17 protein-coding genes are annotated in these 19,040 nt (G+C 71.7%); 5 read left to right on the top strand and 12 right to left on the bottom strand.

The genetic code is table 11. From position 1 onward, the window contains the following. Window positions 1–52: 52 nt before the first annotated feature. Window positions 53–1,333, bottom strand: coding sequence for a M14 family metallocarboxypeptidase (locus tag ACFT4A_RS05735; protein WP_382826286.1), 1,281 nt, complete (start codon window positions 1,331–1,333; stop codon window positions 53–55). After that, window positions 1,330–3,285 (bottom strand): Xaa-Pro dipeptidyl-peptidase, encoded by a 1,956-nt coding sequence (locus ACFT4A_RS05730; RefSeq protein ID WP_382826284.1) that lies wholly within the window; start codon window positions 3,283–3,285, stop codon window positions 1,330–1,332. Before ACFT4A_RS05730 ends, ACFT4A_RS05735 begins: the two co-directional genes overlap by 4 nt. A 200-nt stretch (window positions 3,286–3,485) precedes the next feature. On the opposite strand from ACFT4A_RS05730, the gene ACFT4A_RS05725 reads away from it, so the two are divergent. Together ACFT4A_RS05725 and ACFT4A_RS05720 are read left to right on the top strand one after the other, a co-directional pair. Further along, a complete protein-coding gene (locus ACFT4A_RS05725; RefSeq protein ID WP_382826282.1) occupies window positions 3,486–5,009 on the top strand; it encodes a M1 family metallopeptidase in 1,524 nt (507 codons plus the stop codon). Window positions 5,010–5,105: 96 nt separating this feature from the next. Then, on the top strand, window positions 5,106–5,981 hold the full coding sequence (locus ACFT4A_RS05720) for an arginase family protein (protein ID WP_382826280.1): 876 nt from the start codon (window positions 5,106–5,108) through the stop codon (window positions 5,979–5,981). A 77-nt stretch (window positions 5,982–6,058) separates the two neighbouring features. On the opposite strand, the gene ACFT4A_RS05715 is transcribed toward ACFT4A_RS05720, so the two are convergent. Further along, window positions 6,059–7,525: an amino acid permease gene (locus ACFT4A_RS05715; protein ID WP_382826278.1), complete on the bottom strand. Its 1,467-nt coding sequence runs from the start codon at window positions 7,523–7,525 to the stop codon at window positions 6,059–6,061. 268 nt (window positions 7,526–7,793) lie between these two features. On the opposite strand from ACFT4A_RS05715, the gene ACFT4A_RS05710 reads away from it, so the two are divergent. Next, complete coding sequence (locus ACFT4A_RS05710) at window positions 7,794–8,510, top strand: MerR family transcriptional regulator (protein ID WP_382826276.1); 717 nt, start codon at window positions 7,794–7,796, stop codon at window positions 8,508–8,510. Here ACFT4A_RS05710 and ACFT4A_RS05705 read toward each other — a convergent pair. The 4 genes from ACFT4A_RS05705 to ACFT4A_RS05690 form a co-directional block, all read right to left on the bottom strand. Continuing rightward, entirely contained in the window at window positions 8,496–10,700 is a 2,205-nt protein-coding gene (locus ACFT4A_RS05705) for a 3-hydroxyacyl-CoA dehydrogenase NAD-binding domain-containing protein (protein ID WP_382826274.1), read from the bottom strand. The genes ACFT4A_RS05710 and ACFT4A_RS05705 overlap by 15 nt on opposite strands. Before the next feature lie 34 nt (window positions 10,701–10,734). Then, window positions 10,735–11,949 (bottom strand): acetyl-CoA C-acetyltransferase, encoded by a 1,215-nt coding sequence (locus ACFT4A_RS05700; protein ID WP_382826272.1) that lies wholly within the window; start codon window positions 11,947–11,949, stop codon window positions 10,735–10,737. Between the two features lie 11 nt (window positions 11,950–11,960). After that, window positions 11,961–13,106 (bottom strand): CaiB/BaiF CoA transferase family protein, encoded by a 1,146-nt coding sequence (locus tag ACFT4A_RS05695; protein WP_382826270.1) that lies wholly within the window; start codon window positions 13,104–13,106, stop codon window positions 11,961–11,963. Between the two features lie 111 nt (window positions 13,107–13,217). Further along, window positions 13,218–13,598 carry an MmcQ/YjbR family DNA-binding protein gene (locus tag ACFT4A_RS05690; RefSeq protein WP_382826268.1) on the bottom strand — a complete coding sequence of 127 codons (381 nt, stop codon included), beginning with the start codon at window positions 13,596–13,598 and terminating at the stop codon, window positions 13,218–13,220. Between the two features lie 92 nt (window positions 13,599–13,690). On the opposite strand from ACFT4A_RS05690, the gene ACFT4A_RS05685 reads away from it, so the two are divergent. Next, on the top strand, window positions 13,691–14,869 hold the full coding sequence (locus ACFT4A_RS05685) for a saccharopine dehydrogenase family protein (protein ID WP_382826266.1): 1,179 nt from the start codon (window positions 13,691–13,693) through the stop codon (window positions 14,867–14,869). Window positions 14,870–14,902: 33 nt separating this feature from the next. Here the strand turns inward: ACFT4A_RS05685 and mmpA are convergent, their stop codons facing one another. The 4 genes from mmpA to ACFT4A_RS05665 all read right to left on the bottom strand — a co-directional run bounded on the left by mmpA (window position 14,903) and on the right by ACFT4A_RS05665 (window position 17,383). Further along, window positions 14,903–15,049, bottom strand: a complete 147-nt coding sequence (mmpA, locus tag ACFT4A_RS05680; protein WP_382826265.1) for a morphogenic membrane protein MmpA — start codon at window positions 15,047–15,049, stop codon at window positions 14,903–14,905. Window positions 15,050–15,115: 66 nt separating this feature from the next. After that, window positions 15,116–15,811 carry an endonuclease V gene (locus ACFT4A_RS05675; protein ID WP_382826263.1) on the bottom strand — a complete coding sequence of 232 codons (696 nt, stop codon included), beginning with the start codon at window positions 15,809–15,811 and terminating at the stop codon, window positions 15,116–15,118. 74 nt (window positions 15,812–15,885) lie between these two features. Beyond that, entirely contained in the window at window positions 15,886–16,209 is a 324-nt protein-coding gene (locus ACFT4A_RS05670) for a plasmid stabilization protein (RefSeq protein ID WP_382826261.1), read from the bottom strand. Window positions 16,210–16,279: 70 nt separating this feature from the next. After that, window positions 16,280–17,383 (bottom strand): WD40/YVTN/BNR-like repeat-containing protein, encoded by a 1,104-nt coding sequence (locus ACFT4A_RS05665; RefSeq protein WP_382826259.1) that lies wholly within the window; start codon window positions 17,381–17,383, stop codon window positions 16,280–16,282. 247 nt (window positions 17,384–17,630) lie between these two features. Between ACFT4A_RS05665 and ACFT4A_RS05660 the strand changes: the two genes are divergently transcribed. Beyond that, entirely contained in the window at window positions 17,631–18,047 is a 417-nt protein-coding gene (locus tag ACFT4A_RS05660) for an SsgA family sporulation/cell division regulator (protein WP_382826257.1), read from the top strand. A gap of 324 nt (window positions 18,048–18,371) precedes the next feature. Here the strand turns inward: ACFT4A_RS05660 and ACFT4A_RS05655 are convergent, their stop codons facing one another. After that, window positions 18,372–19,025 (bottom strand): GPP34 family phosphoprotein, encoded by a 654-nt coding sequence (locus ACFT4A_RS05655; RefSeq protein ID WP_382826255.1) that lies wholly within the window; start codon window positions 19,023–19,025, stop codon window positions 18,372–18,374. Window positions 19,026–19,040: the final 15 nt, after the last annotated feature.

The raw sequence follows: 19,040 nt of genomic DNA, 5'->3' as shown, positions 1-19,040 counted from the left end.
AAGGTAAATCCTCCGTAACGCCCCTACCACGTGTGGCGCAATTACACCCCTCTCAACATTGCGTTTCGGACTCGGTCTCGGTCAGGTGGTAGGTGGCCCGCCCGTCGAGCAGCAGCGGGACGAGCGCCCGCAGGGGCTGGCGCAGGGGTACGAGCACGCCCTCGGCGTCCCGTCGTACGCGCACACCGTGCAGTGCGAGTTCGTCGCCGACCTCGGCGTACTGCGCGGCGGTGAGGCGGTAGCCACAGGGCGGGTTCTGGATCACCTCGGCGGGTTCGGGCGTGTCGTTGTCGGCGCCGCCGACGTAGACCGGGCCGGTGGCCGTGTAGCCGGCGAGCCGGGCCTCGGCCGTCGTCGCCTCGATGCGGTCCCGGCGCTGCTCGGTGTATCCGAACAGGCCCTTGAGGGCGTCCAGTTGGGAGGTGACCCGGCGCCGGTTGTTCAGCGCCTCGTCCGCCTTCTCCGCTTCGGTGAGCGGGTCCACGCGGCTCTCGATGAGCAGTCCGATCGCATGCTTCACACCGGACATATTGCGCAGAATGCGCTCCTGTCCGTCTCCGGCGACCTGTTTGACCGGTTCGCCGGTCTCGGGGTCGGTCCAGATGCCGTAGGTGCCGGTCGAGTGGCCGGCCCGCTGCGCCGCGGGGCGGACGTAGGCCTCGGAGAGGGTCTTCGCCTCGTCGTGGACCGCGTCGTGGGTGTTGAGGTTGCGCGGCCACAGGTCGAAGAGGGCTTTATCGTAGTACTGGGGTGTTGCTCCGTATTCGTGCAGGTCGTAGATGATGTCGGGGCGCTGGTCGCGGATGAGCGCGGCCAGGGCGCGGCCCTCGGCGGTCTTGAGGGCGAGGTGGTCGCGGTTGATGTCGACCCCGTCGCTGTTGCCGCGGGTGTTCGCGGCCCGGCCGTCGGGGTTGGCGGTGGGCACGACCAGGACGGTGGTGCGGTCCAGGAAGCGCCGGGTGCGGCTGTCGCGGGCGTACGCGAGGTCGCGGACGGTGGTCAGACAGGCTTCGCGGCCGGAGGGTTCGTCGCCGTGCTGGCTGCAGACGAGGAGCACCTTGTTCGGGCTCGGGCCGGTGCCGATCCGCACGACCTGGAGCGGGCGGTCCTGCTTCGTCGTGCCGAAGCGGGTCAGGGAGACCCGGCTGCTGGAGCGGTCGACGGCCCTGAGGAAGTCCTGTTCCTCGGGCTGGGTGGTCCAGCGGGCGCCGTCGGTCCGCTCGAAGCCGGTGCGCGGCGGGGAGTCGGTCGCCGTGGTCGCCTGTGCGGGGACGGCGACCAGGGACGCGGCGAGGGCGGCGGCGGTCAGGGTCAGGGCGCGGACGCGGTTCACTGGGTTCCCTCCGGGACGCGGTGGGTGGTGCGCGGTTCCCGTACGCCGTCCAGGAGCGCGGCGACGGGCGGGGTGAGCGCGGAACCCGCGGTGGCGCGGGCGAAGGCGGCGGGTCCGCCGACGAACGGCACGTCGGCCGAGGTGCGGGAGAGGTCGAGCGAGAGCTTCGGCGTGTCGGCGGGAGGGTCGATGAGGCCCTGGTCGGTGCCCGCGACGATCAGGGCCAGGCGGTGGCCCTTCGGGACGACATGGTCGGTCGCCGCCAGATCGAGGGTGATCGTGTACCGCCTGCCCGGGGTGAGCGGGGAGCCCTTGTCGTCCGAGGCGTGGTTGCCGAGGTCGGCCCAGCCGCGGCTGACGACCGTGTAGTCGACGTCGGCGGTCTTGGCCTTCGCCTCCTTGAAGCAGGAGCTGTCGCCGGCGGTGCTCGCGCCCCAGCAAGTGCGGTCCGGGAGGGTGGTGATGCCCTCGCCGGCGTCGGCGTAGTCGCGGATGGTGTCGGGGCCGATGTCCACGAGGACGGCCGAGAGATGGGCCGTCGGGGTGGACGGTGTCGCGGTGACGGTGACCTCGGAGGAGCCGGACAGGCGCAGGTCGCGGGTGAGCGGCCCGGTGGCGAACCCGGCCTTCTCCGGTGTCGACTTGTCGATCTGAGTGGCCCAGTCGGTCTCGCTCAGCTTCGGGTCGTCGGTGAACGTCTCGGTGCCGTGGCCGCGGCCCAGGCCGAGGGTGCCGACGCCGGGCTGGGCTCCCCGGTCGGGGCGCAGGGTGGTGGCCCGGGTGCCGGCCGGCGGCCAGACCTCGGAGGTGCTCCACTGGTCGGGGTGGCGTTCGATGTCGGCCATGGGCTCGCGGTCGATGCCGTTGTCGTAGCCCATGAGTTCGTGGTCGAACCAGCGGTGCAGGGTGTCGACCCAGGTGGCGCGGCGGAAGTCGAAGGGATCGACGTGGCCGGTCTGGGAGAGCCAGATCTTGCGCTCGACGCCGTGCTTCGCGAGGGCGTCCCACCACTGGCCGACGTGCTTCATGCGCACGTTGAGGTCCTGCATGCCGTGGATCAGGAAGACGCTGGCCCTGACCTTCTTCGCGTTCTTCACGTAGTCGCGCTCGGTCCACAGCGGGGTCCAGTCACCGGTGCGCGGGGCCCCGTCGACGAGCTTCTGCTGCACGGCGCCGCACTTCTCGCGGGCGTCGGGGCTGTTGACGTAGTCGGACAGCCACTCGGGGCCGGAGTCGTAGAGCGGGGCGCCCTGCTGGAAGTAGTAGTCGTACCAGGAGGAGATGGCGCTGATCGGGACGATGGTCTTCAGGCCCTTGACGCCGGTGGCGGCGACGCCGTTGGCGATGGTGCCGTCCCAGCTCTTGCCGATCATGCCGGTGCGGCCGTTGGTCCAGCCGGCCTTGGCGCGGGTGGTGCCGGTGCGGGTCGTGTAGGCCTTGGCGCGGCCGTTCAGCCAGTCGACGACGGCCTTCGCCGACTGGATGTCGGAGCGGCCGCCGACGTCGTCACAGCCGTCGGAGCGGTTGGTTCCGGCCAGGTCGACGCCGACGAAGGCGTAGCCGCGGGGCACGAAGTAGTTGTCGTAGTACAGCGGCATCTGGACGACGTCGCCGTTCGCGTCGTACGTCTTGCGCTGGCTCTCGTTGCCGCGCCCGCAGCAGGAGTAGTACGGGCTGGCGTCCATGATCACGGGGATCTTGCGGCCCTGCCGGGCGGGTTCGCGGGGGCGGACGATGTCGACGGCGACCCGGTCGGCCTTCCCGTCGCCGTTCCCGTCGAGTCCGGTGTCCACCCAGACGGCCTCGCGGACGGCCTTGTCGTACGAGTAGACGGGTTCGCTCCCGCGCGGGGCGGCCTGGGCCGCGGCCGGGGTGAGCAGGGTGGCCAAGAGGGCGGCGGTGGCCGCCGTCGCGAGCGGTCTCCAGGTCGTGAAGCGCGTGCGTTTCGGCATGCGCCGGACGCTACATCGGTGAACTCCTGTTCAGAAGAGGGCAGCTGACGGACCGGCGTGTCCCGCAGGGGCCCGAGGGGCGGGTGCCTCATGTCGGCCGAATGGCGATCGTGTGACAGCAGGGACCATGGACATGACTAGTGACACAGGGAGTCAATAGGCTCCGGACAGCTTTCGGGACCTACGACTTGGAGCCTTGCGTGCACCGCAGAATCATCGCGCCGGGAGCCCTGGCAGCGGCCGTTCTCCTGCTGGCGATCCCGGCGTCGGCCGCGCCCCACTCCCCCGGCGCGCCGGGTATCGGCGACCCCTACTACCCGGCCTACGGGAACGGCGGATACGACGTCTCCCACTACGACCTCCGGCTGAAGTACCAGCCGGCCACGGACGAACTGGAGGGCACGGCGACCCTCGTCGCCCGCACCACACAGGAGCTGTCGAGCTTCAATCTGGACTTCCTGCTGGACGTCGGCGAGGTGCGCGTCAACGGCGCGAAGGCCTCGTTCACGACCTCGGGCGAGCACGAGCTGGAGATCACACCGAGGGCGCCGCTGGCCAAGGGCACGTCCGTCACGGTCGTCGTGCGCTACCGCGGCGTGCCGTCGTCGAAGCAGGCCTACGGTTTCACCAGCTGGCACCGCACTCCGGACGGCGGGGTCGCGGCGAACGAGCCCGAGGCCGCGGCGTGGTGGTTCCCGGGCAACGACCACCCGCTCGACAAGGCCACCTACGACGTGTCCGTACTGGTTCCGGACGGTACGCAGGCCATCTCCAACGGCACGCTCCAGTCGACGAGTTCACGCCTCGGCTGGACCCGTTGGAACTGGCGCTCCACCAAGCCGCAGGCCACGTACCTCGCCACGCTCGCGGTCGGGAAGTTCGACATCACGACGGGCACGACCGAGAGCGGCATTCCGGTCCTCAACGCCTACAGCAAGGACCTGGGCGACCACGCCGGCGCGGCGCGGGCGAGCATCGAACGGACCGGGGAGATCGCGGACTGGCTGTCCGGGTACTTCGGCCCGTACCCCTACAACGCGCTCGGCGGATACGTTCCGAACACCACCACGGGCTATGCGCTGGAGACCCAGACCCGCCCGTACTACAGCCCGCGGCAGTTCGCGAACGGGTCGAACGTGTCCCTCGTCGTCCATGAGATCGCCCACCAGTGGTACGGGGACGACGTGTCCCTCAAGGGCTGGAAGGACATCTGGATCAACGAGGGGTTCGCGCGGTACGCGCAGTGGCTGTGGTCCGAGCACGAGGGTGAGGGCACGGCGCAGGAACTCGCCGACTACGTGTACGCCTCGCATCCGGCGGACGACGAGTTCTGGACGGTGAAGCCCGGGGACCCGGGTCCGGAGAACCAGTTCGACGCGGCGGTCTACGACCGGGGCGCGCTGGCCGTCCAGGCGCTGCGCAACGAGATCGGTGACGAGGCGTTCTTCGCGATCCTCAAGGGCTGGCCGCAGAAGTACGCCCATGGCAACGCGTCGGTCGCCGACTTCCGGCGCTACGCCGAGGAGGTGTCAGGCAAGCCCCTGGCCGCGCTGTTCGACACGTGGCTGTTCGAGGCGTCCAAGCCGGCGTCGGCGGCGGCCCGGACCGCGTCCGTGGCGAAGGCCGGGGGGACGGTGTCGCGGCCGAAGTCGTGGAAGAAGATCACCGCGACGAACGGGGCGCACGAGCACGCGCGGCACGGGAGCGGCGGGCACGAGCACTGACGCGCCTGCTCCCGCACGGCGGTCTACGGTGGGCCCATGCGCGTGAGGCGTATGGGCCCGGGCGGCGCGTCGGCCGGCCGGTGAAGGGAGCCGGGCGTGCGGGATGTGGCGATCATCGAGGCCCCGTCCGTGCTGGGGCTACGGCCGACCGGGGTCGAGGGACTGCCGGAGGCGCTGCTCGGGGCCGGGCTGGCCGAGGGGCTGGGAGCGGTGCGGGCGGGCCGGGTGGAGCCGCCGGCGTACGACCCTGAGCGGGATCCGGACACCGGGGTTCTCAACCCGGGCGGCATCGCCGGGTACTCCGTCGCGTTGGCCGACGCGGTCACCGCGGTCCTCGATGACGGCCGCTTCCCTCTGGTGCTGGGCGGTGACTGCAGCGTGCTCCTCGGCAACCTGCTCGCGCTGCGCCGCCGGGACCGGCACGGGCTGCTCTTCCTCGACGGGCACACCGACTTCTACCAGCCGTCGGCGGAACCGGCCGGTGAGGCGGCCTCCATGGAACTCGCCCTGGCCACCGGGCGCGGCCCACGCGTCCTGGCCGACCTGGAGGGCCGGGGCCCCCTGGTGCGCGACGAGGACGTCGTCGCCCTGGGGTTCCGGGACGCGGAGGAGTCCGCCTCCTACGGCATGCAGCCGCTGCCGCCTGCCCTGCACGCGATGGACCTGGTCACCGTCCGTGCCCTGGGGGCGGCCGAGGCGGCCCGGCGCGCGGTCGAGATGCTGACCGGCACCGGCTACTGGATCCACCTCGACGTCGACGTACTGGACGACACGGCCATGCCCGCCGTCGACTACCGACTCCCGGGCGGCCTGACCTGGCAGGAACTGGAAGCCGTCCTGCGCACGGCACTCTCGGACGACGGAGCGGTGGGCCTCGATGTCGCGATCTTCAACCCCCGACTGGATCCCGACGGGTCGATCGCGGAACGCCTGACCGAGTGCCTGGTACGGAGCTTCGACGGGCAGGGCTGAGCCGGGCCCGTCTCACTCAACGGTGGCATCACCCCGGACAGACCTGATCCCGGCATGACGCCACCGTCGGCTCGGCGCTACTTCGTGAGCTGCGACAGCTCCTGGTCCGCCGTCGCGGAGACCCTGCGGCGGATGCCGAACCAGCCCGCGACCAGCATGGCCGCGATGACGGGGACGAGCAGGAGGGTCTTGCGGCCGACCGCGGGGTCGTTCCACATCATGCCGAGGCAGGCCAGCAGGAAGACGATCGTGGTGATCTCCGTGACCGGGCTGCCGGGGAGGCGGAAGGTGGGGCGGTCGAGCAGGCCCGCCTTGGCGCGGCGGACGAAGACCAGGTGGCAGATCATGATGATCACCCAGGTGCTGATGATGCCGAGGGAGGCGACGTTCAGCACGATCTCGAAGGCCTGGGCCGGCACCAGGTAGTTCAGGCCGACGCCGAGCACACACACCGCGCAGGTGAGCAGGATGCCGCCGTAGGGGACCTGGCTGCGGTTCATGCGGGCGGTGAAGTTCGGGGCCGAGCCCGCCATCGCCATCGAGCGGAGGATGCGGCCCGTGGAGTACAGGCCGGAGTTGAGGGAGGACATCGCCGCCGTGAGGACCACCAGGTTCATCACGTCGCCCGCCGCGGGGATGCCGATCTTCGACAGCACCGTGACGAAGGGGCTCTGGTCGGCCGAGTAGACCGAGCCGGGCAGGAGCAGGGCCAGCAGGACGACCGAGCCGACGTAGAAGAGCCCGACCCGCCACATGATCGAGTTCACCGCGCGCGGCACGACCTTCTCCGGCTCGGCGGTCTCACCCGCGGCTACACCGACCAGCTCCAGCGCGGCGTACGCGAAGATCACGCCCTGCATGACCAGGACGACGGGCATCATGCCGTGCGGGAAGACGCCGCCGTTCTCCGTGATCACGCTCATGCCCGGCGTCTGGCCGCCCACCTTGTGCTGCGTGGCGAGCAGGAAGATGCCGATGAGCATGAAGCCGACGAGCGTGGCGACCTTGATGATCGAGAACCAGAACTCCATCTCGCCGAAGATCTTCACCGAGATCAGGTTCACGGCCAGCACGACCGCGAGGGCGATCAGCGCGAGCACCCACTGCGGGATGTCGGTGAACAGGCTCCAGTAGTGCGTGTAGAGCGCGATCGCGGTGATGTCGGCGATGCCGGTGGTCGACCAGTTCAGGAAGTACATCCAGCCGGCGACGTAGGCGCCCTTCTCCCCGAGGAACTCGCGCGCGTACGACACGAAGGAGCCCGAGGAGGGGCGGTAGAGCACGAGTTCGCCGAGGGCCTTCACGACGAAGAAGGCGAAGATGCCGCACACCAGGTAGGCGATCGCCAGCGCCGGGCCCGCGTTGTGCAGCCGCCCGCCGGCACCCAGGAAGAGTCCGGTGCCGATCGCGCCACCGATGGCGATCATGTTGACGTGGCGGGGCTTGAGGTCCTTGCTGTAGCCGGCGTCGCCCGCGTCCGCGGGCACCTGGGCCGCATCGGTACGCGGCGTCGCCGCAGCCGTGTTGACGGCGTCCTTGCTCACGGGTGGTTCCACTCTCTGGATCACCCCGGACGTCGTGGGCCCGGGGTCCGTACAGTGCGATGGTCCGCACCACCCTTATGACGCGGCGCGGACCAAGGCTGCACCTTCCCACACCGGTCTGCTCGCATTCGGTGACGGGCGTCACACAGCGTCACTTCTCACAAGGTCCACCAGGAACAGGCACAGCGGTCACCGACCATTCACTTCATGGTCATACGGGGATGCGGCGAGGTTTCACAGCACTGGTGAGACAGCGATACTGCTGCACATGACGACCGACACCGAGGAGCCGACCCTCACGATCGACGAGCTGGCCGCCCGGGCCGGTGTCACGGTGCGCACGGTCCGCTTCTACGGCACGAAGGGGCTGCTGCCGCCGCCGGTGCTCGGACCCCGGCGCGTGGGCCACTACGGGCGGGAGCACCTGGCCCGGCTGGCGCTGATCGAGGAGTTGCAGCGGCAGGGCATGACGCTGTCGGGCATCGAGCGCTATCTGCGGCAACTGCCACCGGACCTGAGCGCGCACGACCTCGCCATCCACCGTGCCGTGGTGGCCTCCTGGGCGCCGGACACCGTCGAGACGGTCACCCGGCAGGAGCTGGAGCGGCGGGCCGGGCGGCCGCTCGGCGCCGAGGACGTCGAGCGGCTGGTCGCGATGGGCGTGGTCCGGCCCGGGGACGACGGGTACGAGGCCGACCTCGGGCTGCTCCGGCTGGGCGTCGGGCTGCTGGACGTGCCGCTCTCCCAGGAGGCGATCTTCGCGGCGCGCACGGTGCTCATCGAACACACGCGCGCCGCGGCCCGTGAACTCTCCCAGCTCTTCCGGGGCGAGGTGGCGGAGCGTGACGCCCGGGACGTGCGGTCCCTGTCGGCGCACATGCACCCTCTGGTGGTGCAGGCGCTCCTCACGGCCTTTCAGCGGTCGCTGAAGGAAGAGCTGGGCGAGTGGCTCACGGAGCCTTCGGAAGAGTCAGCCGCGGGCTGAGTCGCTGAACCGCTCCCCCTTCTCCGCCTTGTCCACCAGCAGCGCGGGCGGGGCGAACCGGTCGCCGTAGCGCTCGGCGAGTTCACGCGCGCGTGCCACGAACCCGGGCAGGCCGACACCTGCCCCGGCGCCGCCGTCGTAGCCGTTGATGTACTGGAGCACGCCGCCGGTCCAGCCCGGGAAGCCGATGCCGAAGATCGAGCCGATGTTGGCGTCGGCGACCGACGTCAGCACGCCCTCCTCCAGCAGCCGGACGGTGTCCAGCGCCTCGGAGAAGAGCATGCGCTCCTTCATGTCCTCGAACGGGATCTGGTACCCGGGCTTGGTGTAGTGCTCGCGCAGTCCCGGCCACAGCCCGGCGCGCTTGCCGTCGTCGCCGTAGTCGTAGAAGCCGGCGCCGCCGCTGCGGCCCGTGCGGCCGAACTCGTCGACCATGCGGTCGATCACGGCCTCGGCGGGGTGGGCCGTCCAGGTGCCGCCCGCCTCCTCCACGGCCCGCTTCGTCTCGCCCCGGATCTTGCGGGGAAGCGTCAGCGTCAGCTCGTCCATCAGGGACAGCACCTTGGCCGGGTAGCCGGCCTGCGCCGCGGCCTGCTCGACCGACGCGGGCTCGATGCCCTCGCCGACCATGGCGACGCCCTCGTTGATGAAGTGCCCGATGACGCGGGAGGTGAAGAAGCCGCGCGAGTCGTTGACGACGATCGGGGTCTTGTTGATCTGCCGGACCAGGTCGAAGGCGCGGGCCAGGGCCTCCTCCCCCGTGCGCTCGCCCTTGATGATCTCGACGAGCGGCATCTTGTCGACGGGCGAGAAGAAGTGCAGTCCGATGAAGTCGCCCTGGCGCTCGACGCCCTCGGCGAGTGCGGTGATGGGGAGGGTGGAGGTGTTGGAGCAGAGCAGCGCGTCGGGCGCCACGACGTTCTGGATCTCCTGGAACACCTTGTGCTTGAGGGACGTGTCCTCGAAGACGGCCTCGATCACGGCGTCGCAGCCGGCCAGGTCCTGCGCCTCGGCGGTGGGGGTGATGCGGGCGAGCAGCGCGTCGGCCTTCTGCTGGGTCGTACGGCCCTTGGCGACGGCCTTGGCGCACAGCTTCTCGGAGTAGCCCTTGCCCTTGAGGGCCGACTCCAGGGAGACGTCCTTCAGGACGACGTCGATGCCGGCGCGGGCGCACGAGTAGGCGATGCCCGCGCCCATCATGCCGGCGCCGAGGACGGCGACCTTGCGGACCTTGCGGGGCTCGATGCCCTTGGGGCGGTTGGCGCCGGAGTTGACGGCCTGGAGGTCGAAGAAGAAGGCCTGGATCATGTTCTTCGACGTCTGCCCGGCCGCGAGGTCCACGAAGTAGCGGGCCTCGATGATCTGGGCGGTCTCGAAGTCGACCTGGGAGCCCTCGACGGCGGCGGCGAGGATGTTGCGCGGCGCCGGGTAGGGGGCGCCGCCCGTCTGCTTGCGCAGGTTCGCCGGGAAGGCGGGCAGGTTCGCGGCGAACTTGGGGTTGGCGGGCGTGCCGCCCGGGATCCGGTAGCCCGGCTTGTCCCAGGGCTGCTGGGACTCCGGGTTGGCGTCGATGAAGGCGCGGGCCTTGGCGAGCAGTTCCTCCTGGGTCTCGGCGACGTCGTCGACGAGCCCGTTCTCCCGCGCGCGGAGCGGGCTGTACTGGGTGCCCTGGAGGAGGACCTTCAGCAGGGCGTCGGCGATGCCGAGCAGGCGGACGGTGCGGACGACGCCGCCGCCTCCGGGGAGCAGGCCGAGGGTGACCTCGGGGCAGCCGATCTTCGAGCCGGGCGCGTCGAGCGCGACGCGGTGGTGGCAGGCCAGGGCGATCTCGTAACCGCCGCCGAGGGCCGCGCCGTTGAGCGCGGCGACGACCGGCTTGCCGAGGGTCTCGATGCGGCGCAGGTTCCGCTTGATCGCCATGCCGCCGTCGAACAGCTCCTGGGCCGTCTCGGGGGTGACGCGGATCAGGTCGCGCAGGTCGCCGCCGGCGAAGAAGGTCTTCTTGGCGGAGGTGATGATGACGCCCCGGATGGAGTCCTTCTCGGCCTCCAGGCGGTCGGTGACGGCGGCGAGCGAGTCGCGGAACGCCTGGTTCATGGTGTTCGCGGACTGGTTCGGGTCGTCGATGACGAGGGTGACGAGGCCGGTGCGGTCCTGTTCCCAGCGGATGGTGGTGGATTCAGTGCTCATGTGGAGGTGCTCCGTGTGATCCGTCGGGAGGGGGTCAGATGCGCTCGACGATGGTGGCGACGCCCATGCCGCCGCCGACGCACAGGGTGGCGAGGCCGTAGCGCTTGTCCTGGCGCTCCAGTTCGTCGACGAGCGTGCCGAGGATCATCGCGCCGGTCGCGCCGAGGGGGTGGCCGAGGGCGATCGCGCCGCCGTTGACGTTGACCTTGTCCAGGGACAGGCCCATGTCCTTCACGAAGCGCAGCACGACCGCCGCGAACGCCTCGTTGATCTCGACGAGGTCGATGTCGTCGATGGTCAGTCCGGCCTTGGCGAGGGCCTTGCGGGTGGCGGGGGCGGGGCCGGTGAGCATGATGGTGGGCTCGGAGCCGGACACGGCGGCGGAGACGATCCGGGCGCGCGGGGTGAGGCCGTAGCGCTCGCCGACCTCCTTGGAGCCGATCGCGACGAGCGAGGCGCCGTCCACGATGCCGGAGGAGTTGCCCGCGTGGTGGACGTGGTCGATCTTCTCCACCCAGTGGTACTGCTGGAGCGCGACCGCGTCGAAGCCGCCGAGTTCGCCGATGTCGGCGAAGGACGGCTTGAGCTTGGCCAGGGAGTCGGCGGTGGTGCCGGGGCGCGGGAACTCGTCGTGCTCGAGGACGACGAGGCCGCTGCGGTCCTTCACCGGGACGACGGACCTCTCGAAGCGGCCGTCCTTCGTGGCGGTGGCGGCCCGCTCCTGGGAGAGCGCCGCGTACTCGTCGACGTCCCGCCGGGAGAAGCCCTCGATGGTGGCGATGAGGTCGGCGCCGATGCCCTGGGGCACGAAGTTGACGTCGAGGTTGGTCATCGGGTCGTTGAACCAGGCGCCGCCGTCGGAGGCCATCGGCACCCGGGACATCGACTCCACGCCGCCCGCGAGGACGAGGTCCTCCCAGCCGGAACGCACCTTGGCGGCGGCCAGGTTGACGGCCTCGAGGCCCGAGGCACAGAAGCGGTTCTCCTGCACGCCGGCCACCGTGTCGGGCAGTCCGGCGGCGATGGCGGCGATCCGGGCGATGTCGGAGCCCTGGTCGCCGACCGGGCCGACGACGCCGAGCACGATGTCGTCGACGGCGGCCGGGTCGAGGCCGGGGAAGCGGGCACGGATCTCGTGGATGAGTCCGACGACCAGGTCGATGGGCTTGGTGCCGTGCAGGGAGCCGTTGGCCTTGCCGCGGCCGCGCGGGGTGCGGATCGCGTCGTACACGTACGCTTCGGTGCTCACGAGAGGGCCTTTCACTGAGGGTTGCGGAACGCTGGGAGGAGCCCGGGGACGTCCCAGTCCCGGGCGACGTCCGCCGTGTCGGCGCCCGGCCGCGCCGGGCCGGTGCGGACGGAGGTCGGGGTCGCGGAGAAACGGGGGGCCGGGGCGGGCTGGGTGATGCCGCCGTGGTCGGTGAAGGTGCCGCGGGCGGCGAGATGCGGGTGGTGCGGGGCCTCGCGCAGGGACAGGACGGGCGCCACGCACGCGTCGGAGCCCTCGAAGACAGCCGTCCACTCGTCCCGCGTCCGGGTCTTGAAGCGGACCGCGATCTCTTCGCGCAGTTCGCCCCACCGGGTGACGTCCTTGCGGGCCGTGGCCTGGTCCTCGATGCCGAGGAGGGCCAGGAACTCCTCGTAGAACCGCGGCTCCAGGGCGCCGACGGCCATGTGCAGGCCGTCGGCCGTCTCGTACGTCCCGTAGTACGGGCAGCCGCCGTCCAGGAGGTTGGCGCCGCGGCGGTCCTGCCAGCCGCCGGCGGCGAGCATGCCGTGGATCATCGTGGCGAGGTGGGCGGTGCCGTCGACGATGGCGGCGTCGACGACCTGGCCGGTGCCGCTCGCGCGCGCGTGGTTCAGGGCGGCGAGGACGCCGACGACGAGGTACAGGGAGCCGCCCGCGTAGTCGCCGAGCAGGTTGGCCGGGACGGCCGGCGGCTCGTCCGGCCGGCCGATCATGCCGAGCGTGCCGGTGGGGGCGATGTACGCGATGTCGTGCCCGGCGCGCTCGGCGAGCGGACCCTCCTGCCCCCAGCCGGTCATCCGGCCGTAGACGAGACGCGGGTTGCGGGCGTGGCAGGCCTCGGGGCCGACGCCCAGCCGCTCGGCGACACCGGGGCGGTAGCCCTCGACCAGGATGTCGGCGCGGGCGGCGAGGTCGAGCACGTGGTCGGGGCCGTCCGGGGACTTCAGGTCGACGACCACCGAGCGCTTGTTGCGGTTGGTGACGTCGTACGCCGGGTCGATCGCGAGTCCGGGGCCGCCGGGGCGGTCCACGCGCACGACGTCGGCCCCGAGGTCGGCCAGGAGCATGGCGGCGAACGGGCCGGGCCCGATGCCGGCCAGCTCGACGACGCGCACGCCGGTGAGCGGGCCGTGTCCTGGCGTCCTTGCCGTGGTCATCCAGCCCCCAGTGCTGTGACACAACCGATGTAACACCAGTGATGCTAAGAACGCGTTCCGATCGGCACAAGACCTGAAGAGAGCAAGCGCTTAGTAATCTGCCCGACGGAGTCAGTCCCCGTCCAGTTCCGCTATCAGCCGTTTCGGTGCGATCACCCGGTAGCTCTCCTCCACCCAGTCGCAGAGCATCTCCGCGGCCGGAGCGCCCTGCCGCTCCAGGGGGATGCTCACCCAGCCGGCCTTCCCCAGGCCGTAACCGGCGGGCTCGGCGCCGGGGCCGGCCAGGGCGTGGGCGTGGGCCGTCTCGTCCTTGAGCTTCACCGTCACACCCAGGGGGTAACTGCCGTCCTGGACGCCGAGGAAGACGAACACCTTCTTGTTGACCTTCGCGACGGACTCGCCCCAGGGGAACTCCTCGACGGCACCCGGCAGCCCCAGCGCGAACTCGCGCACTTTCTCCCACTTCTTCAGGGCATTCCTGGGCACGGCCATCGTCGTTCCTCCGGGCTCGTCGTCGGGCTCCGCACCCCTCACGCTAGCCTCGGCCACCGACAGCGGCACGGGCTGCACGACCGAGGGGTGTCATGAGCAGGCTGAACAGGACGGACCGTCCGTACGACATCGTGCTCTTCGGAGCCACCAGTTTCGCCGGAGTGCTCACCGCGGAGTATCTGGCCGCGCACGCGCCGGACGGGCTGCGCTGGGCGATCGCGGGCCGCAGCGCGGAGAAGCTGGAGCGGCTGCGCGAGCGGCTGCCGGACGACGCTGAGGTGGGGGTGCTGCGGGCGGACGTCTCCGACCCGGCCTCGCTGCGCTCCCTCGCCGGGCAGGCGCGCGTGGTGGCCACGACGGTCGGCCCGTACGTGATGTACGGCGAGGAGCTCGTGGCCGCCTGCGCGGACGCCGGGACCGACTACCTCGACCTCGCGGGCGAACCGGAGTTCGTGGACCTGATGTACGTCCGGCACGACGCACGCGCGCGTGAGACCGGGGCCCGGCTGGTGCACGCCGCCGGCTTCGACTCGATCCCGCACGATCTGGGCGTGTACTTCACCGTCCAGCAACTGCCCGAGGACGTGCCGCTGACCGTGGACGGCTTCGTGACCGCCGACGCGGCCTTCTCGGGCGGCACGTTCAACTCGGCCCTGAACCAGTTCGCCCGGCAGCGGGAGATGGCGGCGGCCGTGCGGGACCGGCGGCGGCACGAGCCTCGGCTGGTGGGACGGCGGGTCTCCGCGCCGACGGGTACGCCCCGGTTCGCCAAGGAGGTCGGCGCCTGGGCGCTGCCGATGCCGACCATCGACCCGCAGATCGTGCGGCGGTCGGCGGCGGCCCTCGAGCGGTACGGCCCCGACTTCCGCTACCGGCAGTACGCGGCCGTCCGGCACCTGCCCGTCGCGGTGGGCGGGGTCGCGGCCGTCGGCGCGCTGGTCGCGGCGGCTCAGGTGCCGCCCGCGCGGCGCTGGTTGTCGGACCGGCTCAAGCCCGGGGACGGGCCGAGCCCCGAGAAGCGGGCGAAGAGCTGGTTCTCCCTGCGCTTCGTGGGTGAGGGCGGCGGCCGGCGGGTGTACACGGAGGTCTCGGGCGGCGATCCGGGGTACGACGAGACGGCGAAGATGCTCGCCGAGTCGGCGCTGTGCCTGGCCTTCGACGATCTGCCGAAGCGGGCGGGTCAGCTCACCACGGCGGTCGCGATGGGCGACGCGCTGATCGACCGGCTGCGCGCGGCGGGGATCCGCTTCCGCGTCGCGTCGACCCGCTGAGGGAGCGCCGAGGAACTGCCGAGGGGATCCGTCCTACATCGGCCACTCGGCGAGGGTGTAGATCATCCCGGCGATCCAGGCGAGTCCTGCCAGCACGGCCAGGACGAGCCCTATCGTGACGGCCCGCTCGACCGTCTGGGTCGGACCGGCAACAGGCTTGGGAGCGCGGTGCGTTGTCATGCGCCCCAGCCTGCCGACGGGGCCGCGGCCGGACATCCGTACGGGTACTCAGAGCCGGTACTCAGATCACACGGGCCGACAGGTCTCCCGGAGGGCCTTGCGACAGAGGGCGTCCGCTCGGCGGGTGGTCTCCGGGAGGCGGTACGCGGGGGTCAGGGCGAGGGTGTGGGCACAGGCCCCGTCGAGCGTCACGCGGTGACCGACCGAGACGAAGACCGGCTTGACCGCCTCCCGGGTGCGCAGGGCGCGGCCGACCTCCTCGGAGCCGGCGAGCAGCGCGGAGCCGCTGCCGCGCGGGGTGTCCGGGTCGTCGTAGGCGAAGGTGAAGGGGTTCTTGGCCACGCCGATCGTGGGGAGGCCGGTGAGGACGCCGAGGTGGCTGGCGAGGCCGAAGCGGCGGGGGTGGGCGAGGCCGTAGCCGTCGCAGACCACCAGGCCCGGCGGGAGCGGCAGGGCGTCGAGGGCGGCCAGGACCGTGGGGATCTCGCGGAAGGCGAGCAGTCCGGGCACATAGGGGAAGGAGACGCGGCCCACCGCGGTGGCCTCCGCTAGGACCTCGAGATTCGACGCGTCCAGGACGACCGCGGCCGCCGCGACGACGTCCCGTTCGTCGTCGTAGGCCACGTCGACCCCCGTCACATGGCCCGTGCCGGGCGGCGGTCCGGGTTCGTCGAGGATCACGCGCTCACGCAGTTCGTCCTGGACGGCGCGGGCCTGTTCCTCGGTCACGGGCCAGTGTTCGGGGATGCGTACGGTCGTCATGGTGGGCCCGAGCCTACGGGCAGCGCGAAGACCGGCGGGACCAGGGAGTCCGGCCGGCCTCGGGAGGCACGGCCTCACTTGCCCAGTGCGCGCCGCAGCTGGCTCTTGTTCATCGTGGAGCGGCCGTCGACACCGCGGCGCCTGGCCTCCTGGTACAGCTGGTCGTAGGTGGGGCCCTGGGCTCCCTGGCCCGACCGCTGCCCGCCGCGCCTGCCGGAGGACATGTCCTGGGTGGAGGTCCGGCTCGCGGTCTTCGACTCGCCGGCGCGGGCGCGTTCCTTGTTCACCGTCCGCGCGGCGATCTCCTTGGCGCGGCCGGCGCTCTCGCCCCGGTCCCGCGCGCTCTCCTTGATGTGTTCGTACTGACGCTCCCGCTTGGAGCTCGAACCGCGTGGCATCGCCGCTCACTTCCTTTCACGACCAGTGAACGGGTACCCACCTTGCCAACGGTCAGGGCGGTCCGCATGCTCAGTGCTCCAGGCGGGCAACCCGGCCCTTCTCGCCGACGGCCCAGCACCCTCGGTGCGGGGTGCAGTCGACGGTGTCGTAGGAACCGGTGTCGACCGTCCGCCAGGTGCGGCCGCCGTCCGCGGTGAGGTCGGTGCCGGTGGGGCCGACGGCGAGGGCGGCGGTGCGGCTGTGCGGGAGCCAGGCGACGCCGGAGCGGTAGGCGGGCGGGGACGTGACGGCGGGGCGCCAGGCGCGGCCGCCGTCGGAGGTGCGCGCGGCGGCCTGCGGCGAGGACTGGTCGGGGCGGAAGTCACCGCCGACGGCGAGGCCGTGGGCGCGGTCGCGGAAGGCCAGCGCGAAGACGCCGCGGGCCGGGTCGCCCGCGGGGAGGGCCGTGTCGGTGGCCGTCCAGGTGTGCCCCCGGTCGGCGGAGTGCAGTACACGCGCGCGTGCGGCCCCGCCGGTGGCGAGCCAGACGTCCTTCGGCCCGGAGGTGACCAGACACTGGCCGCTCGCCGCGAATCCGGCCTCGCCCTCCTGCGCGGCCGGCATGCCCGCGTTGGGCAGCACCTTCCAGGTACGGCCGCCGTCGCCGGTCGACAGGATGCGGAACCTCCCGTCCACCGGGTCGCTCATGGCGAGGCCGTGGCGGGAGTCGAAGAAGGCGAGGCAGTCGTAGAAGGCCTTCGAGTCGGTGTTGCGGAAGGACTCCGTCCAGGTCGCCCCGCCGTCGTCGGTGCGGTACACCCGGGACGCCTCTCCCTCACCGATGGCCAGGACCACGGCCCGGCGCGCGTCGAACGCCTCGACGTCCCGGAACTGCAACTCCGCCGCGCCCGGGGGCGAGACGTTCCGCCAGCTCGCCCCGCCGTCGGTGGTGCGCAGGACGGTGCCGCCGGTCCCGGCGACCCAGGCGGTGTTCCGGCCGACGGCGGCGAGGCCGCGAAACCGTACGTCCGGGGTGCCGGTGTCCTTCAGCTCCCAGTGCGGCACCCGGCGCTCCGGCTCGTGCGCCTGTGCCGGTACGGCGGTCAGGGCGGCCAGTGCCGCCGCGCACGCCGCCGCAGCGGTCACCCTGCGCCGTGTTCGTCCCGTCCGTCGCGTGCTCCCCAAGCGCCTCATGGCCGGGGAAGCTAGCCCACGGTCCGGTCGCCGTCCAGACGGCCTCACGGACGCGGCGGGTGTTTCGACGGGCGCCACAAGTGCCCGCCGTGGCACATGAGGAGAGTCACGTCACTCTGGTGCATGAAGACGGTGACAGAGGTCACTCGCACTTCGTGTGCACGGATTGGCTGAATCCGGCGTCTCTTCCAATGCCCGGCCGCAATCCGACCGGAAGTCCGTCCAGCCGTCACAAGGGAGCAAGGCGTTGTCCATCGTCATCGAGCAACCCGTGGAGGCCCGTCTCGTCGCCGCCGCGCCGCGTATGCCGAGCATTCCCGCGACGCTGCACTACGACCGACGTGACCCGTTCGCCGTCCGCATGACCTTCCCCGCCCCGGCCACGCTGGAGGGCGTCGAGGTCTGCTGGACCTTCTCCCGCGAGCTGCTCGCCGCGGGCCTGAAGGAGGCCGAGGGACACGGCGACGTGCGGGTGCGGCCGTACGGGTACGACCGCACCGTGCTGGAGTTCCACGCCCCCGAGGGCACCGCCGTCGTGCATGTCCGCTCCAGTGAGATACGCCGGTTCCTGGAGGCCACGAGCGAACTCGTACCGGTCGGTCTCGAGCACCTCCAGCTGGATCTGGACCACGGCCTGGCGGAGCTGATGCGGGACGCGTGCTGAGCTGACGTCCCTGTGCCGGCAGGGTGTTGACCTCGTGCAGTCCAGTCCATCAGAGACCCGTATGTCCCCGTGCCCAGCAGCTCCCGCGCGGCTCGGCGGACCAGGGTTGCCCTCCGCTCGACGGCCGGCACCGGCGATGCGGGTGACGGCTTCGAGGGCGCCGTCGCGATCCACCTGTTCGCCGCCCGACGCGCCGAACCCCGGACGAGCCCGGTGCTGGTGGTGGCCACGACGGCGACCCCGCGTCCTCGACCGGCCGGGCGCTCACGGCGTCCCAGGCAGCGGGACGGGGCCGTGGCCGGCGGGAATCCGGCCTGGGCGTGGTCAGCGCAGGGCGGATGGTGTCGGCTCCGTCGTCACCGCCGTACGCAGCTCGCGCACGATCTTCCGCAGCCCGGGCGCCGTCGCCCCGGCTCGCTCGGTCAGCTCCTCGACGCGCTGCTCGTGGGCGTGGACGTCCTGCTCGGGCAGCAGGTCCGCCGCCGCGGTGAGGGTGACGAGCGCCGCGTCGCGCCAGGAGGTCTCGGCGACGGGCCACGGTCCCCGGAGGATCCGCCGCGTCTCCTCCCGCAGCGCCTCCACGGCGGTGACCCGCTCCAGTGCGTGGTCGACGGAGGGGAACACGCCGAGGACCCGCTTCTTCTCCGCCCGCAGATACCCTCCGGCCACGAGCTGCTCCCGCACGGCGTCGAGGGTCACCCGGGCCCGCAGTGTCACCCAGGTCCGCCAGGAGTGCGGGCACGACTCGTGGACCAGTTCCAGCAGCCCGTCGAGGACCGCGTCACCGGCGCGCGCGTCGAGGTCGACCGGCGTGGCGATGCCGTCCTCGTCGATGAGCAGGCCGCGCTGGGCCAGTTCGGTGAGGGCACCGGCCCGCACCAGGCCGGCCAGCCGGCCGGCGTCGGCGGCCGGCGGACGCGCGGAGTCCCAGGCCAGCAGGCAGAGCCGGGCCGGCAGCGAGAGCGGGCCGTCGGTCACGGGGCCTCCTCGGGA

The sequence above is a fragment of the Streptomyces sp. NPDC057099 genome (genome assembly GCF_042671245.1).
GTDB classification, from domain to species: domain Bacteria; phylum Actinomycetota; class Actinomycetes; order Streptomycetales; family Streptomycetaceae; genus Streptomyces; species Streptomyces purpurascens.
Note: the sequence above shows the minus strand (reverse complement) of the source record. Positions and strands in the feature narration are given on the sequence as shown.